We start from the raw sequence: 22,265 nt of genomic DNA on the forward strand, positions 1-22,265 counted from the left end.
TCCGAACATGAGTGGGACCGGCGTCGCGACGATCGGTGACTGTCGGATCGCCTACCGGCGCGCGGGGACGAGCGGCCCGCCCGTCGTCCTCTGCCACGGCGCGGGGATCGACGACGCGACCGTCTCGTGGCGACACGCGATCGACGCCCTCGCGGACGACTACCGCGTCTACGCGCTCGACTGGCCGGAGTACGGGAACAGTTCCGGGGACGTCGAGCACACCGTCGAAACGTACGTCGATATCCTCGAGGGCTTCCTCGAGACGCTCCCCTTCGAGCGCGTCTCGCTCGCCGGGATCTCGATGGGCGGCGGCGTCGCGCTCGGCTACGCGCTCGCCAACCCCGACCGCGTCGAGCGCCTCGCGCTCGTCGACAGCTACGGGCTCGGTGGCCGACTCTCTAGCGCCCTCCAGTGGAAGTTCCTCTCGCAGATCCCCGGGATGACCGAGTTCGGGAAAATCGCCGCCAGTACGAGTACGCGAAGCGTTCGCAGAGTTCTCGCTTCGCTCGTCGCGGACGCCGACGCACTACCCGAGCCCTTCGTCGACGACGTCAGGCAGAAACTGATGGAGCCGGGCTCGATACAGGCGTTCACGGAGTTCCAGAACAACGAACTCTCCTTCAGCGGCCGCGTCGCAACGAACTTCGTCGACGACCTCGAGTCGCTGTCGGTGCCGACGCTGCTCGTCCACGGCGAGGACGACCCGTTGGTCCCCCTCGAGTGGTCAGAACGAGCGGCGGAGCGGATTCCGGACGCCGAACTCGAGGTGATCGAGGACTGCGGTCACTGGACGCCTCGAGAGCGGCCCGATCGGTTCAACGAGCGCCTTCGAAACTGGCTGCCGGACCCACAGCGGGTGCCGACCCCGCAGTACACCAAGGCGGGGATGCCCGGCGTCACTCGAGTCAGCGGCGATTAGGGCCGTCTCGTTCGTTCTTCACTTGTCATTCACTAACTGGCCGGGAGTACGGCTCGAGCAACGCGAGAGCCGTCTAACCCGGGGGAGGGCAGGCGTTTCACCGATATTGACCGCGAGCGAAGCCGTGCGCGGCGCTACGCGCCGCGAACAGTCGAACGGCCGAAGGCCGTGAGACGGGGTGAGCGAGCGGGCCGACGACCGACTCGGAACGAACGAAGTGAGTGGAGAGGAGGGAGGAGTGCTTTTGATCGACCTTTTGCCGAGCGACCGAACGGAGTGAGGGAGCGCAGAGCAAAAGGTCGGCTACATGAAATCCTCGATCCCGCTCTGCTTATTCTTATCATTCTCGAAGACGCTCTCGAGGGCCTTCTCGAGCACCTCTAACCGCTGTTTCGTGTAGGGCCGGCAGTCGTACTCGTCGGCGACCTGGATGGCCGTCTGCATGTACTTGTTCACCGACCCCTTGTGGACGGTGAGGTTGACGCGGCCGCCACACTCCCGGCAGTCGCCGGTTAGGGGCATCCGGCGGAACTTCTCGCCGCAGTCGAGACAGCGGGTTTCCTGCCGAGAGAACGCCCGGAGGTTCCCGATGAGGTCCGGCAGGAAGTGGTACTCGATGACCCGCTCGGCGACGTCCGTCTCGTCGACGGCCGCGAGCTTGCGTGAGAGCTCGAGCTGGGCGTCCATCTTGTCCATCATCGAGCCCAGCGTCTTGTACGCCGAGAGGTCGGGGCCCATCGCGATGTTGGTGGTGTCGTGCGTGTGGTCGAAGCCGGTGTACTCGGTATCGGTACCGAGGGTGTCCTCGGCGATCTCGACGTCGACGTCCTCCGGGTCGGCCTGCTCGAGTGTGGCGAGATAGAAATCGCGGGGATACTGCCTGACGACGTCCATGTTGTGGGCCTCGTCGTCGATCTCGGAGGGATCGATGCGGGAGGACATGACGAGGGGCGCGTCCATCTTCCCCCCGCGCTGGTCCGGCAAAAACGTTTTACTAAAGTTAAGTAAGCCGTCGAGGAGGAGCATTACGCAATCTTCGTCACCGTCGCAGTTTCTTCGTTTCGCGGCGTGAAAGTACGGATGAGCGTATCCGACGGCAGCGCTCGTGAATCCTATCACTCTCCCGACAGTCGCCGCGGAGGTGTGGGGTGCCATGCCGAAGACGAGTTCCCCCACGAGGTCCTGGCGGTCCTCGAACTCGTAGTAGGGCTCGAGGCCGTAGTACTGCTCGAGCAGGTCGTCGATGAAGTCGGCGGTCTGCAACATGTGCTCGGCCGCACCGTTCGAGAGGACGATGTCCTGCACGCGGAGTTCGACCAGTTGGTCCTCGTGGGTGAGCGGTTCGCCGTGGATGTCTTCCTCGTAGTCCAGCGCCTGCAGCTGGCCGACGTCGACGTCGAGTTCGCTCGCGCGGACGGAGGTGACCGGCAGGTCGGTCATGTCGTAGCGGACGGTGCCGTCCTTGAACGTGGAGACATCGTGTTTCGCGCGCAGGACCCCCTTCTCGATCGGTTCGGGAACCTTGGTCTGGGAGGTGAGTCCCTTGACGCCTTTGAGGATCTCGAAGGCGTTCTCGCGTTCGCCGACCGACTCGAGGGCGTCGCGGTACTCCTCGTGGATGTCGATCTCGCGGGTGTCCACGCAGGTCGCCTGGCGCTCGCAGCGGGGGCACTCGACGCGGCCGGCTTCGTCGGGGTCGACCTGAACGTCGCAGTCGTAACAGCGGTAGTCCGGCGTCGTGCGGGCGTCGCAGTCCGGACAACGGTTCTTGAACGTCTCCGTCCCGCAGGAGTCACAGCGCTGGCGACCGATCTGGACGTCAACGACGCCGGGCGTGTCCGACATCGTCTCGGCGTGTTTGGCGGCGTCGGCGACGTTGCGCTGCGTGCCGCCGGCCTCGCCGATCGGGAACAGGGTGTGGACCGCCGGGCTCAGATCGCGGCTCTCGGATTTCTCCGGCCGACCCATCCGGTTGCCGATCCGGGTCGGGGCCCGCTCGCGGACCCGGAAGGGAGCGACTTCGTTGACCGCCTCGATGGCGTTGTCGCCCTCGGTCTCGTGGCCCCACGTTCGCGCCCGCTCCGAGAGGTCGTCGTCGGACCACGTTCGCTCGAGGTCGACGGTCGGCTCCCGCGCGTCGGTCCCGGATTCGGACTCGAGGGCGGAGCCGTCGGCGACCGCCCGTCGCGGCTCACAGCCCAGCGTGCGGACGAACGGCCGCCAGCCGTCGATCTCGAGGCGGTCCTCGTCCGGCCGCTGGCGGTGCTCGATGACGATCGTCTCGAGCGCCTCCCGGACGGGCTCCGTGTACTCGAGGACGAGCGTACCGTTGTCGGCATCGACGGCACCGTCGGTGTCGCCCTCGATCCGTCCGTCCGCGACGGCCGCGGCGAGCGTCCGGAAGGCGTCGACCGAGATGTCGTGCCAGAGGAGGGTGTACTCGGGGTGGAGCGGCGCGTCGTACTCGACGGCCCACTCCAGCGCTTCCCCGGCGTCGGGGAACTCGAGGTCGATTCGGGGGTCGTCCTCGAGGGCCTGGACGTCGACGCCCGCGGCCTCGAGGTCCTGTACCCACCACTCGTAGGTGTAGGAGGCGGGGGCGAGCGGGTGGTTGTTCTCGACGAACTCGCCGTAGTTGACCAGATACTCGCCGAGATCGAGGATCGCCTCGACGCCGTTTCTGATCTCGAGGGCGTCCTCGGGGTCGTCGATCCGCCGAACGTCGCCGTTGGCGAGTTTGACCGTCGGCCCCTCGAGGGAATCGACGGGGACGACGCCGGCGGCCTTCCCGGGACGTTCGGTCTTGATCTGGGTGCCCGTCGCGAGGAAGTCGTCGACGAGGTGCATCGCGGCGGGGTGGACGCCGGCGGTTGCGAAGCCGTGGTTGCGCGCCCGGCCGTATCGGAGGCGAAAACCGCCCTTCGCGCACGGATGAGAGAAGACGGGCCGGCCGGCGATCAGGTCCCGAAGGAACTTCTCGGAGGTCTCGACGCGCGGCGGGCCCTCGGAGTCGTCGCCGGGAGCGTCGCCGCCGTCATCCGGTTCGTTCGCGTCGGTTTCGGCCGACGCCGCTTCGCCCTCGCCGTCCTCGCTGCCGGATTCGTCGTCCGCGGCGTCCGCATCCGCACCGTCGTCATCGTAGTAGTTGCCGTCGATGAGGTCCTGCAGCCACGGCCAGTCGACCTCCTCGAGATTGCGGGTGTAGCGCTGGATCTTCGGCGCCTTCAGCGCGATCCCCTCGGCGAGGACGAGACACATCCCGCCGCGGGCGCTGTTGGTGTCGACCCGCTCTAAGTCGCGAAAGCCCGAGACCTCCTCGTCGCCGGTGGCCTCCCCGTCCAACATGATCGGGAGGTTCTTCGCGATGAATTTGGCCTCCGAGTCCTTCGGGGTGTACTGCAGTCCCGTCTCCTTGTCGTAGAGGCCGAGCTCCTCGGCGTAGCGTTCGACCTCCTCCTGACGAGCGTCGTACTGTTCGATGCCCACGAGTGCGCGCGTGTAGTCGGCGACGAGCACCGAGAGGGCCTGTGCCGTTCCGCCCGCGGAGCGAATCGGACCGGCGTAGTAGACGTTGACGAACTCCGTCCCGTCGTCGTTGGTGAGGATCTCGACCCTGTCGATCCCCTCGATGGGTGCGGCGACGACACCCTCCGTCAGGAGCGCGACCGCGGTGCGGACCGCCCCCTCGATCTTGCCGGCGTTCGTCTCGTAGTCGCCGACGCGCCCCTCGGCGAAGTCCTCTGCGAGTTCGAGGGCGGCCTCCTCGCGGCTCATCTGGCCCTCGAGTTCGCGTACCCGCTCGGCGACGCCGTCGATCCCGAGGATGTTCTCGACGCGGTCGGCCATATCCTTGGCGACCGGGATCTCGACTTCGGGTTTCGGATCGCCGCCTCGTTCCTTGGCTCGCTCGGCGACATCGATGGCATCCTCGAGCTGGTCCTCGAGCCCCTGAAAGTACTGTTCGTCTTCGGTGCGCATCTTAGAGCCAGAGGTCGAGTTCGGTGGTGTCGTCGTACTCGCGCTCGAGGGGCTCTGCGAAGACGCGCATGTGGACCTCGCCGGCCCAGACGGTCGCCTCGTTCAGGTGGCCGGCGTACGCGGTTCCCTCGTCGTCCGAGAGGACAGCGTGGGTGTGCGCGAAGCGTTCGGTATCCAGCCGGGAGACGTTTCCGACGCAGCTGGCGACCTCAAGCGGTTCGTCGAACGCGATCGGATAGTACTCGCACTCGTCCTGATCGTAAAACCAGAGTTCGGCGTCCTGAACCGCACCGAGCGCGGTAAACCAGGCGGCGTCGGCCTCGACCGCGTCCGCGAGCGACTCGATCTCGGCCCGCCAGTCGGCACCCGTCTCGAGGCGGGCGACGTACTCGTCCGTGGTCTCGACGGCGCGATAGTTCATACGCATCTACTGTGACGGCCGGGAGAAAAAACGCACCGGTCGCGCCCGGCCACACCCGAGGCCGTTACTCACAGGCGCGGGATAGTATAAATCAATCGAGTGGTGGAGAGCCGTATAGAATGGAGAATTATATAGATTATGTGTCTGGAAAGAATCGGCAGTGATGGACACTGCAGAGCAATAATGTACAGGTATCGTAGTCTATAGAACTGGTATCGTATGTATTATTCACAGTAACAACCGATTTGGACGCATTAGACTGATGATACTAAAATGGGTTGGTTGGTTGGTACCATTCAGCAAGATGGTGCGAGACCAGACCGGCCTCACGCGACGGCGGCTCCTCGCTTCGGGTGCCGCCGTCTCCGCGGCAACGATCGCAGGGTGCATCGGTGGTGGTGGCAGCGGTGGTGGGGACCAGTTCCACTTCACGCAAGAACAATCGCGCGAAGAGCAGTTCGATCCTGTCGTCTCGAACGACGCCTACAGCTTTCAGGTGATTCAGCTGGTTTTCGACGGGCTCTACGAGTACGACGAGGGCCTCGAGTTGCAGCCGAAACTCGCAACGGGCGAACCGACCGTCGAGCGCGACGGGACGCGATACATCTTCGAGATCGAGGAGGCGGCCGAGTTCCACAACGGCGACGACGTGACGGCGTCGGACGTCGCCCACTCCTTTCGCGCCCCGGTCGAAGAGGAGACGGAGAACGCCTCGGAGTACGACATGATCGAGAGCACCGAGGTCATCGACGACTACCAGCTGCAGGTCGACCTCGGGGAGGACCCCTACGGACCGTTCGAACTCGCGACGATGGGCGTGACGGTGGTGCCCGAGAGCGTCCGGACCGACGACCGCGACGCGTTCAACAGCGATCCGGTCGGCTCCGGGCCGTTCACCTTCGCGGAACTGCAGGAGAACGAGTACGTCGAGATCGAGCGGTGGGACGACTACTGGGACGACCTCGAGCCGAACCTCGAGCAGGTCCGCTTCGAGGCCCACGAGGACCCGGCGGGTCGCGTCTCCGACATTCGGTCGGCGAACACGGACGTCATCGCGGGCATCCCCAACGACGACTGGGATGTCCTCGAGAACGAGGACGGCGTGAATCTGCACTCGGCGGAGAGTCCGACGTTCATGTACATGGCCTTTAACTGCAACGAGGGGCCGACAACCACCCCCGAGGTGCGACGGGCCATCGCCCACTCGTTCTCGATGCAGGACTTCATCGAGTCCAACGGCGCGAACGTAACCTCCCCGATGTACAGCCCGATTCCGCCGGTCGTCAACGAAATCTGGGAGTTCCCTGAAGACGAGTATCAGGAGCTGTTGCCGTCGTACGATCCCGATCAGGCCCAGTCGCTGCTCGACGAGCACGCGCCCGACGACTTCACGCCGACGATCATCACGCCGGAGGGGATCCGGGCCCAACTCGCCGAGCGAATCGCCACTCGACTGGACGAGATCGGTTACGGGGCCGACGTGCAGGTGCTCGACTTCGCGACGCTCGTCGACACGTACACCAGCGGGAACGCAGACGACTACCAGATGTACCTGCTGGGCTGGACCGGCGGCCCCGACCCCGATTACTACCTCTACCCGCTCTTCCACGAGAGTCAGGCGGGGACGAATCAGGGCCACTACTACGGGGGAAGCGACGGCTTCCACGACGCGATCGCCGAGGGGCGAAACTCGGCCGGTCAGGAGGAGCGCTACGACCTCTACGAGCCCGTCATCCGGGAGATCGTCGAACAGCTTCCCGCGCTGCCCGCGTTCACGCAGGACAACACGATGGCCTCTCGCGACTACGTTCAGGACCTTCAGGCCCACCCGGAGGTGACGAGAAACCCGACCCTCGTCGCGGACTACACGAACGTGTCGATGGAGTGAGCCGGCGGACCGCGATAGCTGGGTCGGCGGGGAACGAATCCCCGCCGGTTCAGGCATCGAATCGGGACAGATCGACGAGCGAACGGACTGACTCGCGGACCAATGAAGCTACTCAAGTACACCATACACAGGCTCTTGCAGGCGATTCCCGTCCTGATCGGGATCTCCGTCATCACGTTCCTGCTCGCGAATCTCGGCCCGGGCGATCCGGTCAGCCTCATGCTACAGGGGCAGGAACACAGCGAGGAACTGATCAGAACGATCGAACGGCGATACGGGCTCGACAGACCGCTCCACGAACGGTACGTGACGTACATGGCCGGCCTCCTGCGGGGCGATCTCGGCCAGAGCATCCACTACCAGCGACCGGTCGCCGCGCTGATGATGGAACGAGTCGGACCGACGCTCCTGTTGGTCCTCTCGGCGTACGCGTTCGCGCTGGTGACGGCGATTCCGCTCGGCATCGTGGCCGCCAACCGACGCAACGAGCCCAGCGATCACGCCTCGCGGATCGCCGCGCTCGTCGGCGTCAGCACCCCCTCGTTCTGGATCGGGATCGTCCTGATCCTCGTCTTCGCGGTCCAGCTGGGGTGGCTCCCCTCGAGCGGGCTCTACTACCCCTGGCGACCGCCCAGTGCCTATCCGGGTATCGACGGTCACCTCGAGCTGTACTACGAGTCGGCGAGACACCTGCTGTTGCCGATGATCGCGCTGGGAACGTTGCAGATGGCGACGATCATGCGCGTCGAGCGCACGCAGATGATCGAGTCACTGCAGGGCGAGTACGTCAAACTGGCTCGCGCGTACGGCGTGCCCGAGCGGACGATCCTGCGAAAGCACGCTTTCCAGGTCGCCCAGCTCCCGATCATCACGATCGTCGGCCTCAATCTGTCGACGGCACTCGGCGGCGCGGTGCTGGTCGAGACGGTGTTCAACATCAACGGCATGGGACGACTGTTCATCAACGCGATCTCGACGAACGACTACCAGCTCGTGATGGGAATTACGATGCTGCTCGGCTTCCTGTTCGTGCTCGGCGTCATCATCACCGACATCTCGTACGCGTACGTCGATCCGCGAGTTACCTACGGTGAGAGAGAGTAACCATGGCAGTCAGTGAATCACAGTACGAGAGCGGCCGGGAACCGGCGTCGGAAGACGAGGAGTCGGTCGAGGCCCGCGTCGGCTGGCGCTATACCGTGGCGCGAATCAAACGGGACACGACGGCCCGCTGGGGACTGTACATCGTGACGGTCGTGCTGTTCGTCGCGGTGTACGCCGTGGTGGACAGCAACCTCTCGCGGCTCACCTTCGGGGTCGCGTCGAATTACACGTTCGCACAGCTGCTGCCCATCTTCGACCATCCCACGCACATCCCGCCGCCGGGCGAGGGGACACAGCACATGCCGCCGTACTTCCCGCTGGCCGAGCAGTCGTGGAACCCGCTTCCGGCGGGCGGTACCATCGAGCACCCGCTGGGGACCGACCACACCGGCCGGGACTACTTCACCAGAATCGTCTACGGGACGCAGGTGTCGGTGTTCGTCGGGCTCGTCTCGACGTTCATCGGACTGACTGGCGGGACGATCATCGGTGCCGTCGCCGGCTACTACGGCGGCCGGGTTGACGACGTTCTGATGCGACTGGTCGAGACGGTGTACGCGATCCCGCCGCTGATCCTCATCATCGTCTTCACCGTCTTCGTCGGCGGTGCGAACATCTGGTACGCCGTCCTCGGCGTCGGAATCGCGTTCATTCCCGTCTTCGCCCGCATCATCCGCAGCCGCGTCCTGAGCATCCGCGAGATGGACTACATCGAAGCGGCTCGAGCGGCCGGCGTGAAGGATCGCAACATCATCATGCGACACGTCGTCCCGAACAGCTTCGCGCCGGTGTTAGTGTACGCGACGCTCCAGATCGGCGTGACGATACTCATCGTCGCCGGCCTCTCCTTTCTGGGGTACGGCGCACAGCCGCCGACCCCTGACTGGGGGCAGATGCTCAACATCTCGCACGGCTACATGCACTCGAACGTCTGGCTCTCGATCTGGCCCGGCATCGCGATCATGATCACCATCATGGGCTTCAACTTGTTCGGTGACGGCCTGCAGGACGCCCTCGACCCCAGAATCGAAGACTAACAATGAACTCGGAACCACTCCTTCGCGTCGAGAATCTCGAGACGCAGTTCTTCACGGAAACCGGTACAGTACGCGCCGTCGACGGCATCTCCTTCGAGATCCGCGAGGGCGAGATCGTCGGCCTCGTCGGCGAGAGCGGCGCCGGCAAATCGGTCGCCTCGATGAGCCTGCTCCGGCTCGTCGAGAGCCCCGGAGAGATCGTCGGCGGCGAAATAACCTACAAGGGCGAGACCATCGTCGGCTTCGAAGAGGGGCCCGACGGCGAACGACGGGAGCGCGACGAGATGCTCTCGAACGAGGAGATCCGGACCCGGATCCGGGGTAACGAGATCGCGGTGATCTTTCAGGATCCGATGGAGTCGCTCAATCCCGTCTTCACCGTCGGCGGCCAACTGCGGGAGTTCATCGAACTCAACCGCGGGCTCTCCGAAAGCGAGGCGAAAACGGTGGCAATCGACATGCTTCGGGAGGTCGGCATCCCCGACCCCGAAGAGCGCTACGAGGAGTACCCCCACCAGTTCTCCGGGGGGATGCGCCAGCGCGTGCTGATCGCGATGGCGCTGGCCTGCGAACCCAGCCTCATCATCGCCGACGAGCCGACGACGGCCCTAGATGTCACCGTCGAGGGACAGATCATCGACCTCGTCGACGAGCTCCAGGCGAAGTACGGGACGAGCTTCCTCTGGGTCACCCACGACCTCGGCGTCGTCGCCGAGATCTGCGATCGAGTGAACGTCATGTACCTCGGCGAGATCGTCGAGCAAGCGCCGGTCGACGAGCTGTTCTACGACACGAAACACCCCTACACGAACGCCCTGCTGAACTCGATCCCCCGACCCGATCGAACCGTCACGGAGCTCGAGGCGATCGAGGGAGTCATGCCCGAAGCGATCGACCCGCCGTCGGGCTGTCGGTTCCATCCGCGCTGTCCCGACGCGCGGGCGGTGTGCGAGCGGGTCCATCCCGACGCGAAGCGAGTCGCCGACGCCGACGGCGAACCGCATCGAGCGGCCTGCGTGAAACACGACGCCTTCGACGTCGGCTACGACGAGAGCCCGCCGCTCGAGGGGGCGGCGGGGACCGATCGGGCGGCGGCCGGAGACGTAGACGAGCCGGAATCGATCGCACCGAATCCGGCCAGCGACGAGAGCGGAGGTGAGGGCCGTGAGTAGCGGCATTCGAATGGACGAGGAGAGCGGCTACGAAGGAGAGGAGACGCTGCTCGAGCTCGAGGGCGTCTCGAAGTACTTCGCACAGGAGTCGGGGCTGCTCGCGGGCGTGCAGTTCGATCCGAGCCAGTTTCCGCCGATCAGCGTCGACCGGGAGACCGTCGAGGCGGTCGACGACGTCTCCCTCGAGATCCAGCCCGGCGAGACGCTCGGGCTCGTCGGTGAGTCCGGCTGCGGCAAGAGCACGCTCGGGCGGACGGTCCTGCGCCTGCTCGAGCCCACGGAGGGAGACATCTACTTCAAGGGGGAGAATCTGGCCGATCTCGGCGGCGAGGACCTCCGGCGGACGCGTTCGGATATGCAGATGATCTTCCAGGATCCCCAGTCCTCGCTCGATCCGCGGATGAAGGTCGGCCAGATCATCGAGGAACCGATGGGGGCCCACGACATGTTGGACGACGAGGGGCGAGAAGCGCGGGCGAAGGACCTCCTCGAGAAGGTGGGGCTCGATCCGCGCCACTACAACCGGTTTCCCCACGCGTTCTCCGGCGGGCAGCGCCAGCGCATCAACCTCGCGCGAGCGCTGTCGGTCGATCCCGATTTCGTCGTCTGCGACGAACCCGTCTCGTCGCTGGACGTTTCGATCCAGGCGCAAGTGTTGAACACGATGGAAGAACTCCAGGAGGAGTTCGGCCTTACCTACCTCTTCATCGCCCACGATCTCTCGGTGATCCGTCACATCTCCGACCGGGTGGCGGTGATGTATCTCGGACACATCGTCGAGTTAGCGGAGAAAGAAGAACTGTTCGAGAACCCCCAGCATCCCTACACCCGCGCGTTGCTCGAGTCGATTCCCGTCCCCGACCCGCGGGAAAACGGTGCGCGCGGCGTGCTCGAGGGCGAGGTGCCGAGTCCGGTCGATCCGCCCTCAGGCTGCCGGTTCCGCACGCGCTGTCCGCGCCTGATCGCGCCCGACGAGTACGACTGGGCCGACGGGGAGTGGGAACGGACGCGAGCGTTCATGCGGGCGGTCAAGCGACGAACGTTCGAACCGATGCCCGCCGCCGAGATACGGACCGAGTTCTTCGACGGCAACCTGCCGCGAGGCGAGGCGGGATCGATCGTCGAAGAGGCAATCGACCTCGTCGCGGCCGATCGCGGGATAGGTGACGGGGACGACGATGAAACGGACCGCTGGGAGGCGGCGACGGAGCTGCTGCTCGAGTCCTTCGCCGAGCGGAGCGTCTGCGCCCGCGAGCGCCCGGCGTACGAACTCGAGGCCGAGTACGGCGACGGGGAGCATCTGGCGGCCTGTCACCTACATCGGTGACGGGCGGGACCCGCTCGAGATTCGTCCCTCCGAACGGTTCTATCGGTTGTTCGTGGGCGAGTCTCGAGACGCGACGCAACTGTGAGGGACGTTCACTAATCTCTCGATCACCAATTATCCAACACGGTCGATCATCGCAATAATGTTTAAAGGGTTGCCAGCATTATTTACTCGTGTATGAGTAATATACTCGCCATTCTGGCAACGCACACGAAAGCCGGCGCGAAGGTACAGCGAACGATCGAACACTCGCCCTCGTTCTCGGGCGTCCAGACGAGCGAGAACGGCCGTCCCGAGACGCAGGTTTCGCCGGGCGGGTTCCTGACGGGGTAGTCCCGATAACCCAGTAGTGATCTCTCGCTATGGATACCGGTGCGCGGACCCGGCACCGAAACGATCGGGAGTTTCTTTCGAAACCGGCGACGTTGCGGGCGATCACCCGGCTCAGTCGAACACCGACGACGGATGCTCGACATAGAGATCCTGTTCTGTCACCCGCCGGTAGAGTTCATAGAGCGTCTCGACCGCCGTCTCGTCGGGGTCGAATCGAACGTGTGGAGCGGCGTAATAGCCGCGACAGCTGACGAGGAAGAAGTACAGCGTCCGGTGATGATCGGGCGTCGCGTCGACGACACCCAGCGATCGACCGCCCAGATCGTCCGAAAAGTCGTTGAGCATCGCCGCGATATCGTCCTGCAACTGCTCGTCCGGGCGATACTGCGGCAGTCCAAACGTTCGTTGCATGTACGTCGTCGCCGCTTCGAGAACCGAGTTCGAGTCCCAGCCGGTCGGATCGACGCTCTGGAAGGTTTCGTACAGCGCGAGTGTTCGTGAGAGTTCCTCCCGGGTAACCGCGATCGGCATGACCGGCTCGCCGCGCGGGAGCGAGTAGTCGGGAAACGTGTGCGAATCGGGGGCCGGAAGCTGCGCGAATACCTGCTCGAGCGACATGTGCGAACGTATGGCACGGGAGGTGAAACTGTTACCGGTGTGCGACCGGCAGCGCGGGATACTATAGTAGCCACTGAAACGATTTACAGACTGATCGCAACGCAGCGTGCGATCAGGTGTGCAGTGACTTCAGTGGCTACTATAGCGGGGGTATCAGTCCCTGTCGGCGGCCCACTCGAGGAGCGGCTGGAGTCGCCGGCAGAGTTCGTCGCCGTCGTCGGTGAGGTCGTATTCGACGCGCGGCGGAATCTCGGCATACTGCTCTCGGTCGAGGTAGTCTGCATCGACCAGCTCGTCGAGTCGGGTCGAGAGCGTCGAACTGCTCACGTCGTCGAACGCGTCCTCGATCTCGCCGTATCGCGCCGGCCCGATCGCACCGACGACGCAGATCAGCTGCATCGCGTACCGGCGGCTGAGCAGTTCCATCAGCCCGTCGAGTCGGCAGTAGCAGTCGACATCACAGGTCGAATCGGGCGGTTCAAGTCGGTCGTCAGCGGTCTCGGCCATAGCTTTCGATCACCGCAGCTACTCCGTTACTTCGGACTCGACAGTACAAGTACTTCGCAGATCGAAGTATCGGTGTATGACGGAGAAAGCATGCGCGTGTTGCGGAACGGTCGATAGCCGATCGATGGAGACGCAGAGCGAGACCCGGCCGTCGGTCGATCGCTGGCTCGGCGAGACGGCCGTGATGGAGACACCCCTCCCCGGCGACGTTCAGACGGCGATGGAGCGGTTCTTCGGGGACGCGTCGATCACCACCCTCACGGAGTGGGTCACCGAGCTCCGAGAGCGAACCGGCGGCGGCTCGATCGAAATCGACGACCTCTGTCACGCCGACGCGGAGACGGGTCACTGGGGCGAACTGGACGGCATCCGCTACGACTTCCAGTGTTTCTACGACGCGGTCGCACTCGCAGAACTGACGTCCGAACCGGTCGAGATTCGCACCGAGAGCCCGGACGGGTCGGTCGTCGAGGCTCGAGCGACCGGCGACGGCGACGTGACGGCGACGCCGTCAACGGCGGTCGTCTCCTTCGGCGTCGCGACCGACGGCTCGGCGGCGACGAACGCCGAACCGACGCTCGAGAACGCCTACGCTTCGATTTGTCCAGCAGTCGTTGCGTTTCCGACTCGGAGCGCGTACGAACAGTGGGCAGCGAAGACGCCGGTCGCAACCGTCGGTATGCCGGTATCGGCCGCGACGGGAGTCGCGACCGGTCTCGTCGACGACTGATCCCATTTTCCCACCCCAGTTATCGCCAGGCCGGCAGCGTCGGTGCGTCGTCCGCCTGCATGGAAAGCCAGGCACCGTCCGCGGAGATATCCGCGATAACGTACTCGTCGCTCGCGGCCGTCGAATCGATCGAACCGACGATGGTGTCGTCGGACGTCATGGCGTGGGGGTTCGTCGCCATGTTAGTGAGTGACAACCACTGACATATAAACTCATCGGATCGAACTGTCCGTTCTCGATACCGATCGGAAATCGGACGGGTTCCCGGCCTCTGAAACACTGGGTTTATACTCATTTTCGCCGTACCGTGGAGATATGAACGTAGCCGACGCGATGACGCCCCGCGAGGACGTGGTAACCGTCGACCTGCCGGGTACCCGAACTGACGTGCTCGAGTACCTGCAAGAACGATCGTTCTCGTCCGTGCCGGTCGTCGAAGAGACCGACGACGGGCTCAAGTACCGGGGGTTGATCTCCCGGGAGACACTCATCGACCAGCCCGACGAGGACCAGCTGGTCATCTTGATGAACGAGGACGTGCCGACGACGACCGCCGAGACGGGCCTTGCGGACGTCGCGCGAACGATGGTCGAGGCGGGCGCGCGCCGCGTCCCAGTCGTCGATGGGCAGTTCGAGGGGATCGTCACGGTGACGGACGTCATTCACGCGATCGCAACGGGCGATCAGGCGACCGACGGCACCGTCGAGTCCCACGCCAGCGAGAACGTAAACACGACCTACGAGGGCGCGCCCCTCCCCGTCGCCGAGCGGGAACTCTCGTACGCGAACGTCCCCTACACGATCGCACTGGACGACGAGGGCCGGATGAACGGCGTCCTCACGGAAGTCGACATCATCGACGTCGCCCGTATCGTCGAGGGCGAGGAAGAGACGGGCGACAACTTCGGCGATCAGGACGACGACTGGTCCTGGGAGGGGATCAAGGCCGTCGGCAGCCGCTATCTCCCCACGCGGGATATCGAGATTCCGACGGGGCCGGTCCGAGGGTTCATGAGCGACGACATCGTGACGGTCTCGAGCCAGACGACGATTCAGGAGGCTGCACAGCGGATGATCAGCAACGATATCGAACAGATTCCGATGGTCTCGGGCGAGGACCTCGCCGGCATCGTCTGCGACGTCGATCTTCTGGAGGCGCTGTATGAGTGACAACGAAAGCGCCGAGGAAAGCGCCGAGGAACCGACGAGCGAGAAACTGGTCGAACTGGCCAAACGGCGGGGCTACTTCTTCCAGTCCTCCGGCGCGTACGGCGGCGTCGGCGGCTTCTACACCTTCGGCCCGCAGGGCGCGGCGCTGAAGGGCAACGTCGAGGACGCCTGGCGCGACCGCTTCGCGCTCGCGGAAGGCAACATGGAGATCGACGCGCCGACGATCATGCCCGAACCCGTCTTCGAGGCCTCGGGCCATCTGGACGGCTTCGACGACATGCTCGTCGAATGTCCCGAGTGCGGCGAGAGCCACCGCGCGGATCACGTCGTCGAGGACGAGACGGAGTACGAGGACGCCGAGAGCCTCCCCATCCCCGAAGTCGAGGACGTCATCGCCGAGTACGAACTCGTCTGCCCGAACTGCGGTGCGGGGCTGGCCGGTCAGGCCGTCGACTCGTTCAATCTGATGTTCGCGACGAACATCGGTCCCGGCGACTCCGATCCAGGCTATCTGCGCCCCGAGACGGCGCAAGGGATCTTCGTCGAGTTCCCGCGGCTCAAGGAGTACGCGCGCAACCAGCTTCCCTTCGGCGTGACCCAGATCGGCCGTGCCTATCGCAACGAGATCAGCCCTCGCCGCTCGATCATCCGCACGCGGGAGTTCACGCAGGCCGAACTCGAGTACTTCATCGACCCCGAGGCCGACGAACCGGACCTCTCGAGCGTCGAAGCCGTCGAGGTCACGCTCTACCCGGCCAGCGAGCAGAACGATGAGGACGGCGAGGCGTTCGAGACGACGATCGGCGAGGCGGTCGAGGAAGGCATCATCACCGACCAGTGGGTCGCGTACTTCCTCGGCGTCGCGAAGCCGTGGTACGAATCGATCGGCGTCGACATGGACCGATTCCGGTTCCGCCAGCACCTCGCGGGCGAGCGGGCCCACTACGCCAGCGACTGCTGGGACGCCGAGAGCGAAATCGACGGCAACTGGATCGAGATGGCCGGCTTCGCCCACCGGGGCAACTACGACCTCTCGAAGCACGCCGAACACTCCGGCGACCGATTCACAATCTTCCGGCAGTACGACGAACCGAAGACTGTCGAGCGCGCCACGGTCGATCCCGACATGAGCTACCTCGGTCCCGAGTTCGGCGGTGACGCACAGGCCGTGGTCCAGAAGCTCGAGGACCTGGCGGCTCGCGATCGTTCAGCATTCGAGGCGGATCACGTTGAGATCGATCTCGAGGGCGAGACCCGCGAGATTCCCGTCGCGAAGACCGGCTTCGCGGTCGAGGAGCAGACGGAAGCGGGCGAGCACGTCACCCCCCACGTCGTCGAACCCTCCTTCGGGGTCGACCGGACCGTCTACACCGTCCTCCACCACGCCTATCGCGAGGACGAGGTCGCCGACGAGGAGCGCACCTTCCTCGAGCTCGAGCCGGAAGTCGCACCCACGTTCGTCGGCGTCTTCCCGCTCCAGAGCGACGACGAACTCGAGGCCGAAGCCGAAGCGATCGCCGCGGCCCTGCGCGAGGCGGGGCTGTCGGTCACCTACGACGACTCGGGGAACATCGGTCGGCGCTACCGCCGGCAGGACGAGGTCGGGACGCCGTTTTGCGTGACGGTCGACTACGAGAGTATTGAGCAGGAAGACGGCGGTGTCACGGTCCGCGAACGCGACTCGACCGACCAGAAGCGGCTCCCGATCGACGAGCTGCCCGAGACGCTGTCGGCGATTCGTGCCGGCGACCTCGCGTTCGAGGAGTTGTAGGGAGTCGTCAAGGCTGGCAATACGTAATTCCCACTGCACCCGCGAGCGAACCCGAAGGGTGAGCGAGCGGGCCGACGACTGATCCGGAGTGAGCGAAGCGAACGGAGGGGAAGGAGGAGGCTTTTGATCAACCTTTTACCGAGCGACCGAAGGGAGCGCAGGGTAAAAGGTTGGAATTGATCGACGGACTGAAGGTCACCTCCCCCGAGGCACGAAGTGATGGCTGACGAACTGAAGCGGCGACTCGTCCACGCCAGTGGCTCCGGGTTGGTCGCCCTCTACTTGCTCGCCGACTATCTCGAGGCCGGGCTCACGTGGCCCCGATTCAAGGTTCTCATGGTCGCCATCGCGACCGGCGCGCTCGTCCTCGAGTTCCTGCGGCTTCGGATCGGACTCGACTGGCGACTCTACGACGTGCTGACTCGCGAGTACGAGCAGGACAATCCCGCCGGCTACGCCCTGTACATGATCAGCATGGCTATCGTCGTCGTGATCTTCCAGCAGGATATCGCCCTCCCCGCGATGTTGATGCTCTCGCTCGGCGATCCGATCAGCGGAGCCGTCTCGGACAACACCCTCCAGCGGGTCAAGCCGCCGAAGGTACTCATCACGATGTTCCTCGTCTCGACGGTTATCGCGATCCCGTTCCTCCCGATCGGCGTGGCGCTGGTCGCCGCCCTGGGCGCGACCCTCGCCGACGGCGTCACCCTCGAGATCCGCACCTACATCATCGACGACAACCTGACGATACCGATCTACGCGGCCTGTCTGGCGTGGGTGGCCCTCGAGTTCGTGCCGTTGTGACCGCGCGAGCTGCCGACGGCGACGACGGCGGCAGTGACCGGTTCCGATATCGGCAAGGTCGTACCGTTCTGGGTCGCTCAAGACCGTCACCGACGAAAGGGTGAATCAATACGTGTCTCCCCCGGAAACGACGAATCGACTGTCGATCGTGCGGTCCTTCCTGACGGACAGTCGCGGCGATATTCTGGTCGCCGTCGCCGCCGGCTGGTTCCTCTCGATCGGCGTCCGTCTGGCCTACCCCGTTCTGTTGCCCTATCTTCGAGAATCGTACGGACTCGACCTGACCACGGCCGGGCTCCTGTTGACCGCGCTCTGGCTCTGTTACGCGCTGGGGCAGCTCCCGGGCGGTCTGCTCGCCGACCGGTTCGGTGAGGGAAACATCCTCGTCGCGAGTACCCTGATCTCGGCAGTGACGCTCGGACTCGTCGCCGTCGCCGGCTCCGCGCCGGTGGTATACCTCGCGACCGGGGCGTTTGGCTTCGGAACGGCGCTGTACGGCGTCGCCCGTTTCACGACGCTCTCGGACGTCTACCCCGACAACGACGGCACCGCGATCGGCGTGACGATGGCGGCGGGACAGGTCGGAAACACGCTCTTGCCGCTCGCGGCCGGCGGAATCGCTTCGGCGTTCGCCTGGCAGTACGGCTTCGGCCTCGCCGTCCCCGCCTTCGCACTCGTGGCGGTCGGCCTCTGGGTCGTCGTTCCCGCACGCACCTCCGGCGCGACCAGCGCCGTCGACAGCGTCTCCCTCGAGACGGTCCGGTACGTCCTCTCGGAGCTGCGCCGACCCGAGATCGTTACCGTGACCGCGATCCAGATCCTGACCTACTGCGTCTGGCAGGCCTTTACGGGCTTCTATCCGACCTATCTGATCCAGATCAAGGGCTTTTCCCAGGGCGTCGCCACCGGGCTCTTCAGCGCGTTCTTCGCGATGGGGATCCTCGTCCAGCCGCTGACGGGCCAGCTGTACGACCGATTCGGGATCCGGAAATCGCTCCCGCCCGTACTGGGCGTCGTCGTGGTCTCGCTGGTCGCGTTGCCGTTCCTCGAGGGGTTCTGGCCGATCGTCGTCGGCACGGTCTTCCTCTCGAGCATCCTCGGATACGGGACGATCACCCTGCCGTACATGACCTCGGCGTTCCCGGCGGACATGAAGGGGACGGGACTGGGCTTCCTGCGGACCGTCTACATGACCATCGGCGCGATCAGTCCGGTCCTGTTCGGCGCGCTCGCCGACCGGGGATTCTTCGACGAGGCATACCTGATACTTGCCGGGTTCGTCGCCGTCGCGGTGGTGTTGACCCAGTGGCTGCCCGAGCTGTCAGAGCAGTGATCCCTCGCGTCGGCCTTCTGAGACTCGAGGCCGGAGTCACATCGTTCTCACGTCCTCACGCGTTCAGCCGCCAGAGTTCGAAATTGAGCGCGGCCGCGAATGTTACCCACGCGAGATACGGCACGAGCAGGGCCGCAGCGCGGCGGTCGACCCGCCGAAACGCGAGGATCGTCCCGGCGACGAGCACCCAGAGCGTGACGATGATTCCCAGCGCGACCAGCGGTGCCTCGAGCGTGAAAAACGCGGGCGTCCAGACCACGTTGAACAGCATTTGCACGGCGAACAGCCCGAGTGCGAGTCGCCGACCGGCGGCGTCGCTGCGCCAGACCAGCCACAGCGCAACGCCGAGCAGGGTAAACAGCAGCGTCCAGACGACCGGAAACGCGATTCCAGGCGGGTAGAACCAGGGTTTCTCGAGGCTTCGAAACCAGGCCGTTTCGGGCGAGGAGAACACGCCCGGTAGCCCGCCGACGAGATTGATCAGCAGGACGAAGGCGACGGCGGTCAGAATCGACTTCCCGTCCGGAAGGCGCTGGGATATCGATCGGGTCACCATACGCGCTCTATGTCACCTGCAGGTTTATACCGCCGACCCGCCGCGGCCCGGTGACACTGCCGGTGCACTCGCGGGACCACTTTCACCCCGGTACGGGAACCCTTATTCGCGGCGGCGATGAACGGCCGGTAATGGCAACGACGGACGAGGAGATCGCGTCTATCGAGCATCCGCTGCTCGAGCCCGAGTTCCTCGAGCGCCGACTCTATCAGCTGAAACTCGCGGGCACGGCCGCAAACTACCACACGCTCGTCTGTCTCCCGACGGGACTCGGGAAGACGACGGTCAGCTTGCTCGTGACGGCACGGCGACTCGAGGAGGTCGGCGGCAAGTCGCTGATGCTCGCGCCGACGAAACCACTCGTCCAGCAGCACGCGGATTTTTACCGGGAAGCGCTGCAGATACCGGATGAGGAAATCGTCGTCTTCACCGGCGACGTGAGTCCGGACGACCGCGCCGAGATGTGGGAGTCGGCGACGGTCGTCATGGCGACCCCGCAGGTGATCGAGAACGACCTCGTCGGGAGTCGAGTTTCGCTCGCGGACGTGACCCACATCACCTTCGACGAGTGCCACCGCGCGACCGGCGACTACGCCTACAACTACATCGCCGAGCGCTACCACGCCGACGCGAAGCGACCGCTTGTTACCGGAATGTCTGCTTCGCCCGGCGGCGACGAGGAGGCCATCCTCGAGGTCTGTGAGAACCTCGGGTTGGATGAAGTCGAGGTAATGACCGAGGAGGACGCCGACGTCGAGGAGTTCACCCACGACACCGAAGTCGAGTGGGAGCGCATCGACCTCCCCGAGGAAGTCCTCGAGATCCGGGACGCCCTGAACGAGGTCATCAAAGAACGTCTCGAGAAGCTCAAGGAACTGGGCGTCGCGAGTTCGACCCAGCCCGACCAGTCCCAGAAGGACCTGAATCGGATGCGAGCGGAGTTACAGGAACTGATCAACAACGACCAGTCGGAGGGGTTCGAGGGGATGTCGGTTCATGCGGAAGTGATGAAGCTCCGGCAGGCCGTCACCCTCGTGGAGACCCAGAGCGTCGAGGCCCTCTGTCGGTATTTCGATCGCCAGCGCAATCAGGCGCGGTCGTCCGGCGCGTCGAAGGCGAGCCAGCGAATGGTCTCGGACCCGCGTGTACGCGAGGCCATGCGCAAGGCCGAGAGCTTCGACGAGATCCACCCCAAGTACAGCAAGACTCGCATGCTGCTCGCCGAGACGCTGGGGCTCGAGGGCGGCGAGCGGGTGATCGTCTTCACCGAGTCCCGCGACACGGCGGAGGCGCTCACCGAGTTCCTGTGCGAGAGCTTCGACGCGAAGCGGTTCGTCGGACAGGGCGATCGCGAGGGCTCCGACGGGATGACCCAGAAACAACAACAGGAAGTACTGGACGAGTTCCGGGCGGGCGAGTTCGAGGTACTCGTCTCCACCTCGGTCGCCGAGGAGGGGCTGGACGTCCCGGAGGTCGACCTCGTGCTCTTCTACGAACCCGTCCCGACCGCGATCCGGTCGATTCAGCGGAAGGGGCGGACCGGTCGCCAGTCCGAGGGCCGCGTCGTCGTCCTCATGGCCGAGGACACCCGCGACGAGGCCTACTTCTGGATCTCCCGGCGCCGCGAGAAGGAGATGGAGTCCGAACTCCGCGACCTCAAGGGGATGGCCGACGACCTCGCGGACGAACTCGACGACTCCCAGCAATCGCTGGCCGATTTCGAGGCGTCCGGCGAGAGCGAAGCGAAAGTGGACGAATGCGTCGCTGACCCCGACGCAGTCGGTGGGTCTTCCAGCGGAAGCGAGGGGGTTGCGGGACAGCCCGGATTGCAGGAGTTCGGGCCCGAGAACTCGGAAGCGAGTAGCGATGACGATGACGGAGACGACTCCGAGGGCGAGGTCGAAACCCACGAACCGCACGCCGAGGGCGAGACGGTCGCGGTCGTCGCCGACCAGCGCGAGATGGACGCGAACATCGCCCGCGATCTCTCGCGACGCGAGGAGTACGAGATCAGCCTCGAGACGCTTTCCGTCGGCGACTACGTCCTGTCGGATCGCGTCGTCGTCGAGCGCAAGTCCGTCGCTGATTTCGTCGACTCCCTGGTCGGGGGTGACAGATCCGTCTTCGAGCAGGTCGGCGCGATGGCTCGCCACTACTCGCGGCCGATCGTCGTCGTCGAGGGCGAGGGGCTGTACGAACAGCGGGACGTCCACCCGAACGCGATCAGGGGGGCGCTCTCGAGTCTCGCCGTCGACTTCGGTGCGAGCGTGTTGCGGACCGAAAGCGAAGACGACACGACCGAACTGCTGGCAGTGATCGCCGGCCGGGAACAGTCGACCGCCGACCGGGAGGTGTCGGTCCACGGCGAGAAGGGGACCAAGACCCTGAGCGAGCAACAGGAGTACGTCGTCGCCTCGATCGCCGAGATCGGTCCCGTCACTGCACGGTCGCTGCTCGAGGAGTTCGGCACGGTCGAAGGTGTGATGATCGCGACGGAAGACGAGTTACAGGCGGCCGACGGCGTCGGGCGGGTAACCGCCGAGCGGATTCGGGAGGTTATCGGCAGCGACTACACTGGCTGAGTCCGACTCGGCCCG

19 protein-coding genes are annotated in these 22,265 nt (G+C 64.9%); 13 read left to right on the forward strand and 6 right to left on the reverse strand.

Features of this window, described 5'->3' with window-relative positions; all coding sequences use genetic code 11:
• Positions 1–7 precede the first annotated feature (7 nt).
• Complete coding sequence (locus CP556_RS07110) at positions 8–919, forward strand: alpha/beta fold hydrolase (protein WP_098724977.1); 912 nt, start codon at positions 8–10, stop codon at positions 917–919.
• Between the two features lie 303 nt (positions 920–1,222).
• On the opposite strand, the gene CP556_RS07115 is transcribed toward CP556_RS07110, so the two are convergent.
• A complete protein-coding gene (locus CP556_RS07115) occupies positions 1,223–4,897 on the reverse strand; it encodes a DNA polymerase II large subunit (RefSeq protein ID WP_098724978.1) in 3,675 nt (1,224 codons plus the stop codon).
• 1 nt (position 4,898) lies between these two features.
• Positions 4,899–5,318 (reverse strand): PPC domain-containing DNA-binding protein, encoded by a 420-nt coding sequence (locus CP556_RS07120; RefSeq protein ID WP_098724979.1) that lies wholly within the window; start codon positions 5,316–5,318, stop codon positions 4,899–4,901.
• A gap of 304 nt (positions 5,319–5,622) precedes the next feature.
• Between CP556_RS07120 and CP556_RS07125 the strand changes: the two genes are divergently transcribed.
• From CP556_RS07125 to CP556_RS25875, 6 genes are all read left to right on the forward strand, one after another.
• Positions 5,623–7,206, forward strand: coding sequence for an ABC transporter substrate-binding protein (locus CP556_RS07125; RefSeq protein WP_098724980.1), 1,584 nt, complete (start codon positions 5,623–5,625; stop codon positions 7,204–7,206).
• 102 nt (positions 7,207–7,308) lie between these two features.
• Entirely contained in the window at positions 7,309–8,310 is a 1,002-nt protein-coding gene (locus CP556_RS07130) for an ABC transporter permease (protein WP_098724981.1), read from the forward strand.
• A 2-nt stretch (positions 8,311–8,312) separates the two neighbouring features.
• Positions 8,313–9,347 (forward strand): ABC transporter permease, encoded by a 1,035-nt coding sequence (locus CP556_RS07135; protein ID WP_098724982.1) that lies wholly within the window; start codon positions 8,313–8,315, stop codon positions 9,345–9,347.
• A gap of 2 nt (positions 9,348–9,349) precedes the next feature.
• A complete protein-coding gene (locus CP556_RS07140; protein WP_098724983.1) occupies positions 9,350–10,519 on the forward strand; it encodes an ABC transporter ATP-binding protein in 1,170 nt (389 codons plus the stop codon).
• Between the two features lie 10 nt (positions 10,520–10,529).
• Positions 10,530–11,846: an ABC transporter ATP-binding protein gene (locus tag CP556_RS07145; RefSeq protein WP_098724984.1), complete on the forward strand. Its 1,317-nt coding sequence runs from the start codon at positions 10,530–10,532 to the stop codon at positions 11,844–11,846.
• A gap of 177 nt (positions 11,847–12,023) precedes the next feature.
• Entirely contained in the window at positions 12,024–12,179 is a 156-nt protein-coding gene (locus CP556_RS25875; protein ID WP_176548144.1) for a hypothetical protein, read from the forward strand.
• A 111-nt stretch (positions 12,180–12,290) separates the two neighbouring features.
• Here CP556_RS25875 and CP556_RS07150 read toward each other — a convergent pair whose 3' ends face one another.
• A complete protein-coding gene (locus tag CP556_RS07150) occupies positions 12,291–12,797 on the reverse strand; it encodes a hypothetical protein (RefSeq protein ID WP_098724985.1) in 507 nt (168 codons plus the stop codon).
• A 153-nt stretch (positions 12,798–12,950) separates the two neighbouring features.
• Positions 12,951–13,304 carry a winged helix-turn-helix transcriptional regulator gene (locus tag CP556_RS07155; RefSeq protein WP_255291421.1) on the reverse strand — a complete coding sequence of 118 codons (354 nt, stop codon included), beginning with the start codon at positions 13,302–13,304 and terminating at the stop codon, positions 12,951–12,953.
• Between the two features lie 76 nt (positions 13,305–13,380).
• On the opposite strand from CP556_RS07155, the gene merB reads away from it, so the two are divergent.
• Positions 13,381–14,034, forward strand: a complete 654-nt coding sequence (gene merB / locus CP556_RS07160; RefSeq protein ID WP_098724986.1) for an organomercurial lyase — start codon at positions 13,381–13,383, stop codon at positions 14,032–14,034.
• Positions 14,035–14,053: 19 nt separating this feature from the next.
• On the opposite strand, the gene CP556_RS25880 is transcribed toward merB, so the two are convergent.
• A complete protein-coding gene (locus tag CP556_RS25880; protein ID WP_176548145.1) occupies positions 14,054–14,215 on the reverse strand; it encodes a DUF7556 family protein in 162 nt (53 codons plus the stop codon).
• Between the two features lie 134 nt (positions 14,216–14,349).
• Here CP556_RS25880 and CP556_RS07165 point away from each other — a divergent pair, with 134 nt between their 5' ends.
• The 4 genes from CP556_RS07165 to CP556_RS07180 all read left to right on the forward strand — a co-directional run bounded on the left by CP556_RS07165 (position 14,350) and on the right by CP556_RS07180 (position 19,112).
• On the forward strand, positions 14,350–15,204 hold the full coding sequence (locus CP556_RS07165) for a CBS domain-containing protein (RefSeq protein ID WP_098724987.1): 855 nt from the start codon (positions 14,350–14,352) through the stop codon (positions 15,202–15,204).
• A complete protein-coding gene (gene glyS / locus CP556_RS07170) occupies positions 15,197–16,975 on the forward strand; it encodes a glycine--tRNA ligase (RefSeq protein ID WP_098724988.1) in 1,779 nt (592 codons plus the stop codon). Before CP556_RS07165 ends, glyS begins: the two co-directional genes overlap by 8 nt.
• A 219-nt stretch (positions 16,976–17,194) precedes the next feature.
• Positions 17,195–17,779 carry a diacylglycerol/polyprenol kinase family protein gene (locus tag CP556_RS07175; RefSeq protein WP_098724989.1) on the forward strand — a complete coding sequence of 195 codons (585 nt, stop codon included), beginning with the start codon at positions 17,195–17,197 and terminating at the stop codon, positions 17,777–17,779.
• A gap of 112 nt (positions 17,780–17,891) precedes the next feature.
• Positions 17,892–19,112, forward strand: coding sequence for an MFS transporter (locus tag CP556_RS07180; RefSeq protein WP_098724990.1), 1,221 nt, complete (start codon positions 17,892–17,894; stop codon positions 19,110–19,112).
• A 55-nt stretch (positions 19,113–19,167) separates the two neighbouring features.
• Here CP556_RS07180 and CP556_RS07185 read toward each other — a convergent pair whose 3' ends face one another.
• Positions 19,168–19,668, reverse strand: coding sequence for a TspO/MBR family protein (locus CP556_RS07185; protein ID WP_098724991.1), 501 nt, complete (start codon positions 19,666–19,668; stop codon positions 19,168–19,170).
• A 131-nt stretch (positions 19,669–19,799) separates the two neighbouring features.
• On the opposite strand from CP556_RS07185, the gene CP556_RS07190 reads away from it, so the two are divergent.
• Positions 19,800–22,250, forward strand: a complete 2,451-nt coding sequence (locus CP556_RS07190; RefSeq protein WP_098724992.1) for a DEAD/DEAH box helicase — start codon at positions 19,800–19,802, stop codon at positions 22,248–22,250.
• The last annotated feature ends 15 nt before the right edge of the window (positions 22,251–22,265 follow it).

Source organism: Natrinema sp. CBA1119, assembly GCF_002572525.1.
Taxonomy (GTDB): Archaea; Halobacteriota; Halobacteria; order Halobacteriales; family Natrialbaceae; genus Natrinema.

Coding starts and splice junctions, on each gene's coding strand:
- CP556_RS07110 (WP_098724977.1), top strand. CDS start 8: ATGAGTGGGACCGGCGTCGCGACGATCGGTGACTGTCGGATCGCCTAC.
- CP556_RS07115 (WP_098724978.1), bottom strand. CDS start 4,897: ATGCGCACCGAAGACGAACAGTACTTTCAGGGGCTCGAGGACCAGCTC.
- CP556_RS07120 (WP_098724979.1), bottom strand. CDS start 5,318: ATGAACTATCGCGCCGTCGAGACCACGGACGAGTACGTCGCCCGCCTC.
- CP556_RS07125 (WP_098724980.1), top strand. CDS start 5,623: ATGGTGCGAGACCAGACCGGCCTCACGCGACGGCGGCTCCTCGCTTCG.
- CP556_RS07130 (WP_098724981.1), top strand. CDS start 7,309: ATGAAGCTACTCAAGTACACCATACACAGGCTCTTGCAGGCGATTCCC.
- CP556_RS07135 (WP_098724982.1), top strand. CDS start 8,313: ATGGCAGTCAGTGAATCACAGTACGAGAGCGGCCGGGAACCGGCGTCG.
- CP556_RS07140 (WP_098724983.1), top strand. CDS start 9,350: ATGAACTCGGAACCACTCCTTCGCGTCGAGAATCTCGAGACGCAGTTC.
- CP556_RS07145 (WP_098724984.1), top strand. CDS start 10,530: ATGGACGAGGAGAGCGGCTACGAAGGAGAGGAGACGCTGCTCGAGCTC.
- CP556_RS25875 (WP_176548144.1), top strand. CDS start 12,024: ATGAGTAATATACTCGCCATTCTGGCAACGCACACGAAAGCCGGCGCG.
- CP556_RS07150 (WP_098724985.1), bottom strand. CDS start 12,797: ATGTCGCTCGAGCAGGTATTCGCGCAGCTTCCGGCCCCCGATTCGCAC.
- CP556_RS07155 (WP_255291421.1), bottom strand. CDS start 13,304: ATGGCCGAGACCGCTGACGACCGACTTGAACCGCCCGATTCGACCTGT.
- merB (WP_098724986.1), top strand. CDS start 13,381: ATGACGGAGAAAGCATGCGCGTGTTGCGGAACGGTCGATAGCCGATCG.
- CP556_RS25880 (WP_176548145.1), bottom strand. CDS start 14,215: ATGGCGACGAACCCCCACGCCATGACGTCCGACGACACCATCGTCGGT.
- CP556_RS07165 (WP_098724987.1), top strand. CDS start 14,350: ATGAACGTAGCCGACGCGATGACGCCCCGCGAGGACGTGGTAACCGTC.
- glyS (WP_098724988.1), top strand. CDS start 15,197: ATGAGTGACAACGAAAGCGCCGAGGAAAGCGCCGAGGAACCGACGAGC.
- CP556_RS07175 (WP_098724989.1), top strand. CDS start 17,195: ATGGCTGACGAACTGAAGCGGCGACTCGTCCACGCCAGTGGCTCCGGG.
- CP556_RS07185 (WP_098724991.1), bottom strand. CDS start 19,668: ATGGTGACCCGATCGATATCCCAGCGCCTTCCGGACGGGAAGTCGATT.
- CP556_RS07190 (WP_098724992.1), top strand. CDS start 19,800: ATGGCAACGACGGACGAGGAGATCGCGTCTATCGAGCATCCGCTGCTC.